This is a genomic window from Hymenobacter glaciei (assembly GCF_039539585.1).
Classification (GTDB): domain Bacteria; phylum Bacteroidota; class Bacteroidia; order Cytophagales; family Hymenobacteraceae; genus Hymenobacter; species Hymenobacter glaciei.
Genome location: NZ_BAABDK010000035.1, coordinates 203,226 through 218,702, shown reverse-complemented (window position 1 = coordinate 218,702; position 15,477 = coordinate 203,226). Strand labels below are relative to the sequence as shown.

10 protein-coding genes are annotated in these 15,477 nt (G+C 61.9%); 6 read left to right on the top strand and 4 right to left on the bottom strand.

The genetic code is table 11. The features are described 5' to 3' along the window. Positions 1-14: 14 nt before the first annotated feature. The 3 genes from ABD837_RS24315 to ABD837_RS24305 all read left to right on the top strand — a co-directional run bounded on the left by ABD837_RS24315 (position 15) and on the right by ABD837_RS24305 (position 1,792). Positions 15-677, top strand: coding sequence for a hypothetical protein (locus ABD837_RS24315; protein WP_345059783.1), 663 nt, complete (start codon positions 15-17; stop codon positions 675-677). Between the two features lie 333 nt (positions 678-1,010). Beyond that, positions 1,011-1,436, top strand: a complete 426-nt coding sequence (locus ABD837_RS24310) for a hypothetical protein (protein ID WP_345059781.1) — start codon at positions 1,011-1,013, stop codon at positions 1,434-1,436. Positions 1,437-1,477: 41 nt separating this feature from the next. Next, positions 1,478-1,792 (top strand): hypothetical protein, encoded by a 315-nt coding sequence (locus ABD837_RS24305; RefSeq protein WP_345059779.1) that lies wholly within the window; start codon positions 1,478-1,480, stop codon positions 1,790-1,792. 190 nt (positions 1,793-1,982) lie between these two features. Here ABD837_RS24305 and ABD837_RS24300 read toward each other — a convergent pair whose 3' ends face one another. Beyond that, complete coding sequence (locus ABD837_RS24300) at positions 1,983-3,473, bottom strand: nicotinate phosphoribosyltransferase (RefSeq protein ID WP_345059777.1); 1,491 nt, start codon at positions 3,471-3,473, stop codon at positions 1,983-1,985. Positions 3,474-3,554: 81 nt separating this feature from the next. Between ABD837_RS24300 and ABD837_RS24295 the strand changes: the two genes are divergently transcribed. Further along, entirely contained in the window at positions 3,555-4,316 is a 762-nt protein-coding gene (locus ABD837_RS24295; protein ID WP_345059775.1) for a DUF1345 domain-containing protein, read from the top strand. A 93-nt stretch (positions 4,317-4,409) separates the two neighbouring features. Here the strand turns inward: ABD837_RS24295 and ABD837_RS24290 are convergent, their stop codons facing one another. Then, positions 4,410-5,063, bottom strand: coding sequence for a response regulator (locus ABD837_RS24290; RefSeq protein WP_345059773.1), 654 nt, complete (start codon positions 5,061-5,063; stop codon positions 4,410-4,412). Between the two features lie 261 nt (positions 5,064-5,324). Between ABD837_RS24290 and ABD837_RS24285 the strand changes: the two genes are divergently transcribed. Further along, a complete protein-coding gene (locus tag ABD837_RS24285) occupies positions 5,325-5,975 on the top strand; it encodes a LuxR C-terminal-related transcriptional regulator (RefSeq protein ID WP_345059771.1) in 651 nt (216 codons plus the stop codon). A gap of 302 nt (positions 5,976-6,277) precedes the next feature. On the opposite strand, the gene ABD837_RS24280 is transcribed toward ABD837_RS24285, so the two are convergent. Then, complete coding sequence (locus ABD837_RS24280) at positions 6,278-6,781, bottom strand: KdsC family phosphatase (protein WP_345059769.1); 504 nt, start codon at positions 6,779-6,781, stop codon at positions 6,278-6,280. Positions 6,782-6,963: 182 nt separating this feature from the next. On the opposite strand from ABD837_RS24280, the gene ABD837_RS24275 reads away from it, so the two are divergent. Beyond that, positions 6,964-7,905, top strand: coding sequence for a DUF4440 domain-containing protein (locus ABD837_RS24275; protein WP_345059767.1), 942 nt, complete (start codon positions 6,964-6,966; stop codon positions 7,903-7,905). A gap of 71 nt (positions 7,906-7,976) precedes the next feature. On the opposite strand, the gene ABD837_RS24270 is transcribed toward ABD837_RS24275, so the two are convergent. After that, on the bottom strand, positions 7,977-15,251 hold the full coding sequence (locus ABD837_RS24270; protein WP_345059766.1) for an IPT/TIG domain-containing protein: 7,275 nt from the start codon (positions 15,249-15,251) through the stop codon (positions 7,977-7,979). Positions 15,252-15,477: the final 226 nt, after the last annotated feature.

The following is a 15,477-nucleotide window of genomic DNA, read 5'->3' as shown; positions in this document are numbered from 1 at the left end:
GCCTAATAAGAATTATGTACGAATTAGAGAAATGGGTCTGGACTGAGGCTGATTTCGCCCAGATGGGCTGGCACGATGCCACCATTTATGCCGTGCAGTTTGGGAAAGATATCAGTTTTGACATTGACTACATTTTTGAATGGGTACAAGCCGATAAGGATGACTTTTTCTCCTTTTATATCGCGCCTGTTACACTCATTTTTTCTGAGCCGCGAAGCATTGTGTTCAATGTTAATTTCCGGTTTGGGCAGCAGTTGGAAATCGAAGGAATCCATCGCCGCATTACTGATGCTGGGCTTACGGAGTGGTGCCTTGAAACCCATCAGGGCGACATCATAATCATAACGGATTCCTTCCAGCAAATAATACGTTGTCCACCCACGCTGCAAATCGGCCAGCAAATCATGCTGGAGGAACGTGGCGAAAGTTCTTTCAGCCGCGTGCCCGATGCTGCTTTTGTTGCCTCAGAAGAAGTGAGGGGCCTGAAGGAGGCTGACTTCGCTCTCCGCCAAAAAGCTGCTGAGCTACGACAGCAACAGCGGCGGTTGGAGATACTGCGGGAACAACGAAGCGCTGGCGCGTTAGCGGTGAAACCCTATCTGCTGGCGAAGCGAGGAGTAGAGCAGCGGATAAGAGAGTTAAGGGATGAATTGCGAGCCGCAAATGAATACTTGTAGTGAAAAAGTAACACGATACAAACCTCACCAAATACAACCTAACGGATGCTCGCAGTTATACAAAGCGTGCAGTAATGCGCTCAACGTGTCCATACAACGATACACGCTGTCTAACAAAGCAGACAACGCGTGCGTGCAACGCTACTTCGCATTTAGAAATACGGACAGCGCGTGCGCACAACGCTACTACCCGATTGAAAACGCGGACAACGCGTGCGTACAACGATACTAAGCACATGTAAATGCGAACAACGCGCAGTTGCAACGATACAAACGGCCCAACTTTGTATCGTAACTTGGTGGCGGCAGGTTCTTCCGCTGCCGCCGCGCCTTATGGCTACCCCCGCTAAACGCACCATCGAACCGCTGCTCGACGGCCTCGCCGAACGCATTGCCCGGCGCGACCTGCCGCCCGTGGACGTCTACACCGACCCGTACGAGCCCGGGCAGTTTCATGCGCGCCTGATGGCGGCGCTGGAGCCGCTGGTGCCCCACAGCAACGGGCGCGGCAACGACACCCAGGCCCGTATGATGGCTCTTTTTCTGCGGAACGAAACCCAGACCGGCTACGATATGGCGGCCGCTGCCAACATCGGTCGGGTGGCCGGCAGCCGCGCCCATACCGCGCTCGTTACCGTCGGGCTGCTGACGTGGGAGCGCATCGGCCCGCGCCGGGTGTACCGCCTCACCCGTTGGGGCGAGGACTGGCTGCTGGCCGTTGGGCGGTGCGAGGTGCCGCCGGGGCGGCCGGTGGGTTAGCGAATCGGTACGAAGTCATCCTTTACTCAATACATTAATTCATGGCAAGTCAGCTAATTCCACTAAATGAGATTGCCAGTGATGCTGAGTTCTTTCGTGGCACACGTTTCAGAAGTTATAAAGTGGGTATGTCTAATGTCAACGAAGAAGATGATTATTACGAGTACCTGTTGGTTGACAATGGCGACCCTTACATGCTTCTGGTAAATTCAAGTAGTGGGCACGGAAGAATTAAAGCGGGGAATGTGATGTGCTACGTTCAAAAACTGCCCAATGTGAACCGGGCCGTCGTCACAGCCGCAGCTATGCAGTATTCGATGGGATTGGCGAACATTTTCCTGGTCAATGCGGAATGATTGGCACTTTAGCCCCAGCGGGGCGGCATATCGGTAGTAACACCCGCCATCTATGCATGGCAAAAGCCCCAGCGGGGTGACATTCGTTGAACGAGTGTCGCCCCGCTGGGGCTTTTGCTATATGCTGTGTTTGGGACTACCGATGTGTCGCCCCGCTGGGGCTAGTGTTCGGACCATTCTTTAACCCCCCCTACGCCGAGCGCATGGGCCGCTTCTCCAGAATCAGGCGGGTGCGGTACTCGTAGAGGCCCATTTCGAGGCCCACCGGGAAGATGTGCGGGTTGAGGAAGCGGCGCACGCTGGGGTCGAGGCTCTGCACTTCGCGCTGGGCGTGGGCGCGGCTTTCGGCCAGGGTGGGCAGGTCGAGCACACGCTTGCCTTTGCGGAACACCGGCTCCAGCAGCTCGCGGTACTGCGTGTCGGGCCGGATGGGCAGGCGGCGGGTGCTGTCGGCGGGGTCCACGAGCATCAGGTGGTTGGGCAGGTCTTCGGCCGTGTTGTACAGCATGTCGGCGCGGGGCTTGCCGTGCTCGTTCAGGTAGCGGCGGATTTGCAGGATGCCGGGGATGCTGGTTTTGGCCACCTGCTCGGACAGCTTGATGGTGAAGTCCCAGCCCGAGTTGTCGGCCTTGCGCAGCGCAGCCAGCTTGTACACGCCTCCCAATGCCGCCTGATTGTAGGCCGTCACGAGTTGGGTGCCTACGCCCCAGGTATCGATGCGCGCGCCTTGCTGCTTGAGGCTGGTGATGAGGTTTTCCTCCAAATCGTTGCTGGCCACAATGCGGGTGTTGGGAAAACCTGCCTCATCGAGCACCGCCCGCGCCTCGCGGCTGAGGTAGGCCAAGTCGCCCGAATCGAGCCGGATGCCGGCCAACTCGTGGCCATTGGCGCGCATCTCGCGGGCCACTTTGATGGCCTGCCGCACGCCCTCAATCGTGTCGTAGGTGTCGACCAGAAACACCGAGTCATCGGGAAATGCCTTCGCATAAGCCGAAAACGCCGTCACCTCATCGGCAAACGACATCACCCAGCTGTGCGCGTGCGTGCCACGCACCGGAATGCCGTAGCGCTGCCCGGCCAGTACGTTGCTGGTGGCATCGGCCCCACCCAGAAAAGCGGCCCGGCTGGCTCCCAGGCCACCGTCGAAGCCCTGGGCCCGGCGCAGGCCAAACTCCAGAATCTGGTCGGTAGGCCCGGCCGCTTCACGGATGCGGGCGGCCTTGGTGGCAATCAGGGTCTGGAAATTGATGAGCGTAAGCAAGGCTGTCTCCAGCAGTTGGGCCTGTAGCAGCGGGCCCTGGATGCGCATAATGGGCTCGTTGCCAAACACCACCGTGCCTTCGGGCACGGCATCGATGTCGCAGTTGAACTTCAGGTGCCGCAGGTAGTTCAGAAACTCGGCCGGGAACATGGCGTTGCCTTTGCTGCCGCGCAGGCTGCCGAGGTACTCCAGGTCGTCTTCCGAAAACTTCAGGTTCTCTACCCAGTCCACGGCTAGGGCCAGGCCCGCCGCCACCGCGTAGCCGCCCTGGAACGGCGCCTTGCGGAAGTAGAGGTGAAACACGGCCTCCCGGTCCTGCAGGCCCTGCTGCCAGTAGCCGTAGGCCATGGTGAGCTGGTAGAGGTCGGTGACGAGGGCGAGCGAGGGCGCGTAGAGGCCGGAGAGGGGAGCTGCATTCATCCTGCGAAATAACAGCCGGATGGCGCATTTACTTTTCTAAGTGGCCGCGACAGCCCGGCCGAACCCTACCTTGGCGGCCCAATGAGCAAAAATTTCGACGCAGCCCCCGCAAGCACCACCACCAAACCAGCCGCCGCCAAAATGGTGCGCTCGCTTGACGTGCGCTGGCGGCTGGGCGTGGCGCTGCTGGTGGGCGGCCTGGCAGCCTGGCTGTTGCCCCGCGCCCTAGCCCCGTGGATTGCCCCGGCCGAGATTGGCCTGCTGCCCCGCACCGTCATGGCCTGGGTCGGTTTTGGAGCAACTGACCTGGTGCAGATTCTGCTGGGTATGTGGAAAGCCGATTCCGAAGATATTCGTTGCGTGGCTGGCACCGAAGACCTGCCCCGTACCCTGGGCTTCGTGCTGGTGCTGGGGGCCGCCATTGCCAGCCTGGGCACGGTGGTGGGCTTGCTAAGTTCGCTCGACAAGCTGTCGCTGCACGCGCGCACCCTGCACGTGCTGCTTAGCCTGGCCGCGGTGGTGCTGGCCTGGGTGCTGGTGCACCTGGTGTTCACGCTGCGCTACGCCCATACCTACTACGACAAGGACGAGGCCACCGGCCTCGATGTCGGCGGCTTGCTCTTCCCCGACGACCAGGACGGTGCCAAACCCCGCCTCACCCCCAACTATATCGACTTCGCTTACTTCTCCTTCGTCATCGGCATGACGGCCCAAACCGCTGATATTGCCATTGCCAACCGGGCGCTGCGCGGCGTGGCCCTGCTGCACGGCTGCGTGTCGTTTCTGTTCAATACCGTTATTGTGGCCCTCACCATCGGCACGGTGGGCGGCCTGCTGAATTAGCGCGGAAGGGCATCGAAGGGGCGCTGCCACCGGCGCTCGACAGCATCTGCCACTGAAAACGAAAATTACGTACTTATACCGAAGGCGCAGAGGCTACGAAATCAGTCCTCGGCTCACCGCCAGCTTAATGAGGGCGGCCGTGTTTTTAGCCTGCGTTTTGGCGATGATGTTCTGGCGGTGGGTTTCGATGGTGCGCTTGCTGGTGAACAGCTTGTCGGCGATTTCGCCATTGGTCATGCCTTCGGCAATCAGCTTGAGCACTTCCAGCTCGCGGGCCGTGAGGTCGGCCCCCGACGAGCCGCCGTCCTCGGGGGCCAGGCTAGCCGACTGCGCCACGGCCTTGTATAGCATGTTGAGGCCAATTTCGGTGCACAAAAACGGGTTGTTGGCCGCTACCGTGCGAATGGCGTGGGTAATCTCACTAATAGCTGCATTCTTGAGCACGTACCCCAGAGCACCTGCATCAAGCATGCGGGCCACGTAGTTTTCGTGGTCGAGCATGGTGAGCACCAGCACGCGTACCTCGGGGAAGCGCTGCCGCAGCTCGGGCATGGTGGCAAACCCGTCGAGTATGGGCATTTGCACGTCCATCAGCACCACATCGGCGGGGGTCGTTTCCAGGATGGAAAGCACTTCGGCCCCGTTGCTGGCTTCGCCCACTACTTCCAGGTCTGCTTCGGCCGAAAGCAGCGCGCGAATCCCGTCGCGCAGGATGGTGTGGTCGTCGGCGAGAATGATTCGGGTCATGGCAGGCGCAGGGATAAGGTTGTCGAAACGAGTTCCAGCGCACAAAGTTGGCTCAGGCAGCGGGCTGCTGCTACTGGCTCCGTATTTGTACCAAGCGCATCCAGTTGGGCCATCCTTTTTCAAGGGATTTATACGGCTTTTGTTTGCTGCATAATAGTTGAGCTTGTAAAGGCCGTAGTTTCGGGTTGCCAAAAGCAAAAAAGGTAGCTCGCTGCTGCAAAAATTAATGCATTTCTAGTCCCTGCGATTCATCTACCCTCTATGATTCGACTGCTCCTCACGGAAGGCAACGCCACTGTTCGGCAGGAGCTCCGGCTTGGGCTGGCCGCGGCTGCGGGCCTCGACGTAGTGGCCGAAGCTAGCACCAGCCCCGAGATATTGGCCGCGCTGGAACTCGTGGCCCCCGGGGTGCTGCTGCTCGACTTGGCCCTGCCCGGGAGCGACGCCTTCGCCCTGTTGGTAGCGGTGCGCGAGCAGTTTCCGCAGTTGCGGGTGCTGGCTCGCGGCGAGCTCACCAACGAGCACTACGTGGTGCGGGCCTTCGACCTAGGCGCTCACGGCTACCTGCTCAAAACCTCGCTGCCCTCGGAGCTGGTGCACGCCCTGAGTACGGTGGCGGCCGGCCGGCCGTTTCTGTGCGCGGCCATTGGCCTGTCGTTGCTAGGGCGGCTCTGCATGAGTAGCCCGGCGCAGGGCGACATGGCCCGCGCCGCCCTGGGCCTGAGCAAGCGCGAGATGGAGGTGCTGTCGCTGGTAGCCAATGGCCTTACCAACGCCGAAATCGCCGAGCGCCTGTTCACCAGCAAGCGCACCATCGAAACCCACCGCCAGAACATCATGGACAAGACCCAGACTCGCAACACGGCTGCCCTCATCAAGCTAGCTGTCAGCCAGAGACTGCTGCCGGAGTAGAAGGGCCGAGCGAAATAGCACAGTATGTCATGCTGTTACGGCAGTAATAACTAAGTGCCCAAGCAAAAGTAACCGTCATGCAGAGCGCAGCGAAGCATCTCGCTCGCATTGTCAAACGATTGATTTACCGCTGCACGCGAGATGCTTCGCTGCGCTCTGCATGACGTGCTTTTACTCGTTTACTTTTGAACGAGTACTTAATTGCTCTTCGCGGTAGAGATGATTCGACAAGCGGACGCCAGATGAAGCATGACGTGCCAATATTCCCTATTCCCTATTCCCTATTCCCTATTCCCTATTCCCTATTCCCCAGCCTGGGCAGCTATAATAAATTCGGCCAGCTCGCGGAAGCAGCCGTAGCCGCCGGGCGTCTGGCAGTGGAAGTCGGCCACGGCGCGGGCAAAGGAGGTGGCATCGCCGGGGCAGGCGGCAAAGCCTACCATGCCCAGAATTTCCACATCGTTGGTGTCGTCGCCGATAAAGGCAATTTCCTCGGCTGCAAAGCCGGTGCGGGCCATAATCTCGCGCAGGCAGGCCGGTTTGTCCTTGATGCCGAGGTGCAACTCTTCAATCTTGAGCTTGGCGGCGCGGGTGCGTACCGAAGGCGAAACTTCGCCGGTCATGATGCCGCTGATGATGCCCTGGGCGCGCAGCCGCTCCACGCCCATGCCGTCGCGAATGCTAAAGCGCTTCATTTCCTCGCCGCGCTCGGAGTAGTACACGCCGCCATCGGTGAGCACGCCATCGCAATCGGTGAGGACGAGGCGAATGCGGCGGGCGCGGGCAGTGAGGTCGGCAAGATTCATAAAATGGCGGAAAGCGAGTAAAAAAAGACGATGCAAAAGTAGGCCGCACGCTGCGCTGGAAGCCGTCACGCGGACAAAGAATCGGGAATGGATATTTTTTGAGGAACTTTGTGAGCTGCGGGAAAGTATAATTATCCCGTAGTTACTACCTTAGTATTATATTTTACTTGCGATTGAATCTTATGAAGACTAACTTGACTCTTGCCTCGTTGGCTACCCTGTTGCTTTCGGGCGCAGTTTATGCCCAGTCTCCCCGCCAGGCGGTATTGGCAGCGGAATCTTCGTTTGCTGAGCAAGTAACGAAGAATGGGATGAAAACAGCATTCATTGCCAATGCCTCTCCCACCGCAATGGCCGTGGAAAATGGTAAGCTAGTAGAGGCGCAAGCCCTATGGAACTCCCGCTCGGTGAAGGCCGATACCCGCATGACCTGGTACCCACTCCTCGCCGATGTGGCGCAATCGGGCGACCTGGGCTACACCACCGGCCCCTGGACCATGCTGCAAAACGACCGGGCCCAGGCCTCGGGCGAGTACGTGAAGCTGTGGCGCAAGCAGGCCGATGGCCAATGGAAATACGTGGTCGACATGAAGATTGAGCGCATTGGCGTGCCCCCAAGCGCCCCGGCAAACGTGCCGGCTCCGCGCCAGCTCCTGGCCATGGCCACGCCCAGCATGGCACCCACTAGCGTGCTCCTCGACCTTGACAGCAAGTTTGCCACGGCCGAGCTGCTGAAGCCAGGTGCTACTTACCAGCAATACCTCAGCACCGAAGCGCGGCTGTACCGCCCGGGCCTGTCGATGATGCAGGGCCTGGCCGCCGTGGCCAACATGAAAAACCTGGAGAAGGGCTACATTTTCGCTCCTACCACCGGCTACCTGTCGGCTGCAGGCGACCTAGGTTATGTGCTGGGCACCTACCGCCACCCCGGCGATGCCAAGCATCCGCAGGAGTCGGGTACGTACGTGCGCATCTGGCGCCGCGAGGCGGAGGCCGGCTGGCGCCTGGCGCTCGAAATGTTTAACTCACCCGCCGCGTCTGCGGCACCGGCTGGTCCGGCACCCGTAGCCCAGGGCGTTGGTACTGCGCCAGCAGCTGCACCAGCCCCCAGCAACAAGCAGTAGCATACGGCTTTATAGTTAGTAAAAAAGCCCCCGTCAAGATATTGACGGGGGCTTTTTTGTGCATGCCCACTTTATTCTATCACCACGCGCTGCGTAATTCCGGGCGCGCCCGGTACCTGTACTGTGAGCAGGTAGGTGCCAGTGGCCAGGCCTTCGGTGTGCAGCTCGGCGGTGCCGTTGCGCAGGGGCTGGGTGCGCACCGGCTGCCCTAGTATGGTGCGCAGCACGGCCGTGGCAGTGGGGGCGGCCGTGGCCAGGGCTATGTGCAGGCGACCCTCGCCGCTGGCTACCGGATTGGGCCACACGCTAAAGACTGAGGGGGGGATAGGGCTGGTGGTGGACGTAGCCGTACGGCCTATTAGCAGTTCGAAACGGCCCGCCAGCATACCTGCCCGGGCAGCCGCGAAGGCATAAGTGGGGGCGACGCGGAGGTCGGTGCGGGTGCCGGTAGCCAGGTCGAGCAGGGCCAGCGCCAAAGCGGGGGCGAAGTTGGCCAGCTCGCCAGCGTGGAGCTGGAAAGGGCCGGCGGCGGGCACCTTCAGCTCCAGCGGAATGCGCACGCCCGAGGCCAGCAGCGCGGGCGGCAGTCCGTTGATGGCCAAGGCCTCGCTGGTAGGCAAGCCGGGTATGCGGCTGGCTAGGCCAATTTGGTTGGAATTGGGCAGCTTGGGCGCATCAAAGGCTGCATCGGTGCCGGTAGCCGTGGCCAGCGGGTCGAAGTACACCAGCGTTTCATCGAGCAGGCCAGCTGCGCTGTTGGCAGAACTCAGCGTGAGGCGCAGCCGGGGACGGAGGTCGGGGCCGGCGGTCTGACGGTGGAAGGGCGGGTTTTGATACGTCGTGACGCGGAACAAATCCTGGAAGGTGAAGCCGCCCGGCACCGTTTGCGTGGCCCGGATGAAGAAGCCCTGCATGGCCGGCAGCACGCCCTCGAAGCCGCCCGTGCCCACGCCGCCCACGTAGCTGCGGTAGAAACCGCTGTACTGGCTGGTTGGCTCGAACACGTAGATGGCGGCACCCAGGCCAGTGGGCAGCGCACCGGGCGTAGCTTCTACCATGCCCCAGTCGAGCGGAGCGGGGTAGGGGTTGCCCAGGAATTGCCAACCCGAATTAGCCGTGGCCCCACGGGTGAGCGGCCCGGTATTCAGAGCGCCGGTGTTCAGCTGGCCACTAAGGTCGACGGTGGCAGCTGGCGCAATGTTCACGGTGTAGCCGACGGTGGGTACCAATGCTTCAGCCGGGCTGGTAGGCGAGCGGAAGCCCACGTCAAAATCGGGGAAAGTAGGGATAATGCGACTTTCCTGGAAGTCGAACACGTTGGGGAACTGAGCCGGCGGCAGGGTGGGCGTAGGCAGGGCGTTGTAAGCCGGGTTTACCAGCGGCGTATAAATGCCCGGCACCTCGAGGTCGGCTATGGTGGTGTTGCTCACCGGCGTACTGTAGTGGCGGTAGCCAGGGCCGGGGTAGGGCTGGGCTGGGTCGAGGGTGATGAAGCGCTCCATGATGGCGCGGCCGGGGCCGGTTTCTTGCACGCGACTGCTTCCCCGGTTCACGACCAGGGCCGTGCCGCTGGCGTTCGAAAGCAGTTTCAGGTTGCTGGCCCCCAGGTTCAGTTCGCCGGACTGAATGGTGAGCACTTGGGTAATGCCCAAGTTCTGGGTCAGGCCCACGCCGGCAGCATTGTTCACCGTGAGGTTGCGCACCGTGGCGGGCAGCCCCGAGCCGGTAAGCTGGGCCACGGTACCGTTATATACATAGCTGGCATCGGGGCTGAAGGTGCGGGTGCCCCCAACCTGAATGCTGCCCGTGGTTCCGCTGGCACTGATGCCGCCAGGGTTACAAATCCGCAGAGTAGCCCCGGCCGCCAGCGCGAAGCTGCCGGCGCCGGTCAGCAGCTGGCAGCCATCGTCGAAAATGCCGCCCGCCTGCACCGTGAAGGCCCCGGCCACTGATACTGCTCCGCTCAGCGTGCCTTCGCCCGTGCCCGTGATGTCGATGTTGTTGTAGGCACCGGGCGGAATAATCTGCAGCGAGGTCACTGTGAGGCTGGGCAGCGTAGGCGTGAGTACCGTGAAGCTGGTAGTGCTGCTGCCCGTGCCGCCCGCCGTGGTCACGGTAATGGGCCCGGTGGTGGCCCCGGCCGGCACCGTGGCCGTAAGCGCGGTGCCCGATATGAAGGTGAACGGAGCCGATACCCCATTGAACGCCACCGCCGTGGTGCCCACAAAATCAGTCCCGGTAATGGCAACCACCGTGCCCACCGGTCCACCCATCGGCGAGAAATTGGTGATGACGGGCAGCGGCGGAATGACGGTGAAAATGAGGCCATTGCTACTGCCGGTTACCGTCACAACCACCGGGCCATATGTGGCGCCAAAAGGCACCACAGTGGTTATCTGGGTCGGCGAATTCAGCGTGAATGGCGCACTCACGCCATTAAATGTTACCGAACCCGCGCCCGTGAAATTGGTGCCCGTTATTACCACGGGGGTGCCGATGGGGCCGCTGTTGGGGCTAAGCGTGGTGAGGGTGGAAGTAGGAATGGCGACCGTGAAGGCAACGGCATTGCTCAGGCCGCCGGCAGTAGCTACGGTTAGGGGGCCGCTGGTAGCCCCATTGGGCACCAGGGTGGTTATCTGCGTGGCCGAGTTCACCACAAAGGTGGCCCCCGTGCCGTTGAAATTCACGGCGGTTGCGCCCGTCAGGTTCGTGCCCGTGAGCACCACGGTGGTGCCCACCGGCGAGCTGTTGGGCGAAACGGCGGTGAGGGTGGGCGCGGCCGGCACCACCGTAAACAGGATGCCGTTGCTGGGCCCGCCCGGTGTTGCCACAACCACGCTGCCGGTGGTAGCGCCGGTGGGTACGCTCGTGGTTAGCTGGTTGGCCGAGTTTACTACAAATATGGCGCTTACACCGTTGAAGGTTAGGCCGGTGGCCCCGGCCAGGTTGGTGCCAGTAATAATGACGCTGGTACCCTCCGGGCCGCTGGTCGGGCTTAGGGCCGTGATGGTGGAAGCCGGAATGGTGACGGAGAAGGGCAGGCCGGCACTGGTGCCGCCCGGGGTGGTTACGGTTACATTGCCCGTGGTCGCACCAGCAGGCACGGCAGCTGTAATCGTGCCGTCATTCAGCACCGTGAACGTGGCCGCCGTGCCGTTGAAGCTCACGGCTGTGGCCCCCGTCAGGCCCGTGCCCGTGATGGTGATGCTGGTGCCCACGGGGCCGCTGGCTGGGCTCAATGTGCTAATTGCCGGCGCTGGGGCTGTTACCGAGAACGTAATGCCGTTGCTGGTGCCGCCGGGCGTGGCCACGGTTACAAGGCCAGTGGTGGTTCCGGCTGGCACAGTGGCCGTTAGCTGGGTGGCCGAGTTCACCACGAACGAGGCGCTGCTGCCGTTGAAACTCACGCTGGTCGTTCCCGTCAGGTTGGTGCCCGTGATGGTGACGCTTGTGCCGATAGGGCCGTTGCTCGGGCTCAGGTTGGTGAGCGTTGGGGCCGGGGGCAGCACTGTGAAGTACAGGCCGTTGCTGGTGCCACCGGACGCAGTTACGGTCACATTGCCCGTAGTAGCACCAGTGGGTACAGTAGCGGTTAGCTGGGTGGCCGAGTTCAGAACGAAGGCGGCCGGTGTGCCATTAAACGTCACGGCCGAGGCTCCCGTGAAACTGGTGCCGGTTATTACCACCGAGGTACCCACTGCGCCACTGGTTGGGCTCAGGCTGGTGAGCGAAGGGGCCGGGGCCGATACTGTGAAGGGCAGCCCGTTGCTGGTGCCGCCGGGCGTGGTCACGGTCACGTTGCCACTAGTGGCTCCGGCGGGCACGGTAGCCGTTAGCTGAGTCGCCAAATTCACAAGGAAGGCGGCCGCCGTCCCGTTAAAGCTCACGCTGTTCGTCCCTGTCAGGTTCGTGCCGGTGATGGTTACCAAGGTGCCTACAGTGCCGCTGGTCGGATTCAGGCTGCTGAGGATAGGCGCAGGCGGAACCACGGTGAAAGCCACCCCATTGCTGGTGCCCCCGGGCGTAGTTACGACCACGCTGCCGCTGGTGGCGCCGGCCGGCACCACAGTGCTTATTTGCGAGTTGGAATCAACAGTGAACGTGGCGGCCGTGCCGTTAAAGCTCACGGCCGTGGCCCCGCTGAAATTGGTGCCCGTAATAACGACGCTGGTACCCACGGTGCCGCTGGTCGGGCTCAGGCTGGTAATGGTAGAAGCTGGGACGGTAATGGTGAAGGGCAGTCCATTGCTGATGCCGCCGGGCGTGGTCACGGTTACGTTGCCGGTAGTTGCCCCGGCCGGCACAGTAGCCGTTAGCTGGGTGGCTGAGTTGATAATGAAAGCCGCCGCCGTCCCGTTAAAGCTCACGCTCGTAGCTCCCGTCAGGTTCGTGCCCGTAACGATTACCGAGGTGCCTACAGTACCGTTGGTCGGACTCAGGCTGCTGATGGTGGGAGCAGGCGGCAGCACCGTAAACACGGCCGTATTGCTGGTTCCGCCAGGGGTGGTCACCGTCACGCTGCCGGTAGTGGCACCGGAGGGTACAGTAGCGGTTAGCTGGGTCGCCGAGTTCAGAACGAAGGTGGCCGCCGTCCCGTTAAAGCTCACCGCCGTGGTACCCGTGAAGTTGGCTCCCGTAATCACCACGCTCGTGCCCACTGTGCCGCTGGTCGGGCTCAACCCAGAAATTGTGGGAGCCGGAATGGTCACCGTGAAGGCCAGGCCGTTGCTGGCACCCGCCGGTGTCGTCACAACTACATTGCCAGTGGTGGCCCCGGCCGGCACGGTAGCCGTCAGCTGGGTCGCTGAGTTCACGGTGAACGTGGCCGCGGTGCCATTAAAGGTCACGCTCGTCGTGCCTGTAAGATTGGTGCCGGTAATGGCCACACTGGTGCCCGCCGGCCCGCTGGTCGGGCTCAGTGTGCTGAGCGTGGGCAGCGGAGCCGTTACCGTGAAGGGCAGGCCGGTGCTGGTGCCGCCTGGGGTAGTCACGGTCACGTTGCCGGTGGTGGTCCCGGCCGGCACACTGGTCGTAATCTGGGTAGGCGAGTTTATCGTGAAGCTGGCAGCAGTGCCGTTGAAGGTGACACTTGTCGTACCAGTCAGGTTGGTGCCGGTAATTGTAACGGGAGTGCCAACAGTGCCAGTAGTGGGGCTCAGGCTGCTGAGCGTAGGCGCTGGTACGGTGAGGGTGAAGGTGATGCCGTTGCTGGTACCGCCGGACGTGGTCACGGTTACGTTGCCGCTGGTGGCTCCAGCAGGTACGGTAGCCGTTATCTGAGTGCCCGAGTTGATAACGAAAGTGGCCGCCGTTCCATTAAAGCTCACAGCCGTGGCTCCGCTTAGGTTCGTGCCCGTAATGATTATGCTGGCCCCGACTGTTCCGCTGGTTGGGCTCAAACTGCTGAGGGTGGGACCAGCTACTGAGCCCGAAATGGTGAAGTTGGCATTCGAAATGTCGAAGAAGTAGTTGTCGGCCGCTTCCACCATGATGCGGGCCTGCGTGGTGGCCAAGCTGGGTACGGTTATGCTTTCCGAACCGTCGTTGGGCGTGCTGGCTACCAGCACGGTGGGGTAGGTGAGGCCGCCGTCGGTGCTCAGCCGAATGTTTACGATGGCCGAGCTCACCGGGGCGGCCGTGGTGTTGGCCACGTTCCAAGTCACGGTTTGCGTCGAGCCGGCGGCCCAGCTCACGGCCGTGTTGGGGGCCGTCACCACGAAGGGCCCAGCGGCACTGCTCGCGCTCAACGCCAGCACGGGGCTGCTGTTGATGCCGCCCACCACGCCTTGCAAGCCGTTGTGGGCGTCGCGCACCGTCACCCGGAAGTTCAGCGGGCGGGTGACGGTGGGCAGTGTTTCGCCGATGGTGATGGTGCCAGCCAGCAGGTCGCTCAGGCGCGGGAAGTAGCGCGTAGGGCTGGGATTGGGCGGAAACGAGCGGAAGAGGGGTGGCGCGCCGTTCTGGGCCAGGTCCCATTCCTCCCAGCAAAAGGTGAGCGGGTCGCCGTCGGCATCGGTGCCGCTGGCCGTCAGCTTAAAGGGCGTGCTGATGGGCAAGGTTTTGCCGCCGGGGGGCAGGCTCACGCTGGGCACGCTGTTGCCGGTGCTGCTCACGGCCCCACACGAGGTAGTAGCCAGGGAGCTCTCAATTTCCTCGTAGCTCACCACGTGGAAGTAGGGGTCGGTGTGCGGCTGTAGGTTGTCGCTGCCGCAAATGCCCGCGTAAGCCATTATCGTCGAGCCCGAGCCCGGCTCGTGGGCGGTGCTGGGGTTAGCATTGCCGCCGCAGCTGCCCAAATTGCTGTTGAAGGTGTGGTTTCCGCCAAACTGGTGGCCCATTTCGTGGGCCACGTAGTCGATGTCGAAAAAGTCGCCCACCGGGTTGGAAATTCCGGTTTCCCCGGCCGCTTTGTACGACGCGTTGCACACCACACCCACATACGCCAGCCCCCCGCCGGCCGTGCTGAACACGTGGCCAATGTCGAAGTTGGCCGTGCCCACCACCGCGGTGAGGTTGCTCTGGTTCTGGCTCACCAAGCTGTTGGGGTTGTTGTTGGTGTAGGGGTCTGTGCTGGCGTTGGTGTAGATGAGGGTGCCGTCGTTGCGCACCAGCTGCAGGCGCACGGCCAGCTCCCGCTCGTACACGCCGGTCACGCGGTTTATCGTCGTCACAATGGCCGCCTGGGCACTGGCTACCGTGCCGCCGCGGTTGGCCGTGTACTCGGCCGTGGCTGCTACAGCCAGGCGGTAGGTGCGCAGCGTGGTACCGGTGGCTAGCAGTGTGCGATGCGCGGGGCCACCTGCTCCCCCGGCCCGGGCCGGCGCGCCGCGGTCGAGCCCCGGCTGCCACAAACAAGCGGAGGTTGTCGTAGCAGCACTGCGGTTTATATCGGCCCGGAAAAAGCTCAGGTAGTGGGCCACATCGCCCGGCCGGGCTGGTTCGAGGTACACGGCCCCCAGCGCGTTCGACAAAATCTGCCCATGAAAGCCGTAGGGCGTGATATCGAGCCGGCACGTGGCATCGGGGTCATCGAGGCCGCGGCCGGCGTAGGTGCGCAGCTCCGGAAAGCGGGCCGCCGTGGGGCCATTCATAATGGGCGCTTCTCGCACCCCGAAGCGGGCGCTGCGGCCATCGGGCAAGGGCAGCACCAGCACCACTTCGCCGCCCCGCCGGGCAGGAGTCAGCGCCGCATCAAGGGCCACCACCTCGAGGCTTAAGGCCCGGGCCTGGCGTAGCTGGGCCGCTACCGGCGAGGCGTAGGCGACCTGGCGCGCCGCGCCATCTTCCCGGAACAGGTCAATGCCACCCCGTTGCTGGCCCTGCGCTGTAAAGGCTAGCAGACTCAATGCCAGCAGTTTTGCTATAAATCCTCGCTTTCCGCTTAGCCAGGTGTTCAGCCATTGAAGTGTGCATAGGGGAGCAGCCCGCAGCCCCCGGGCTGCCGGTTCTTGGGGGATACTAGTCTTCATAGCAAAGAATTAGAAGCGTATAATTCAAATATAATAAAATACAATAAAATATCCAAATAATTATTATAGTATTTCACGATTATTTACGCTCGGCCTTATCTTT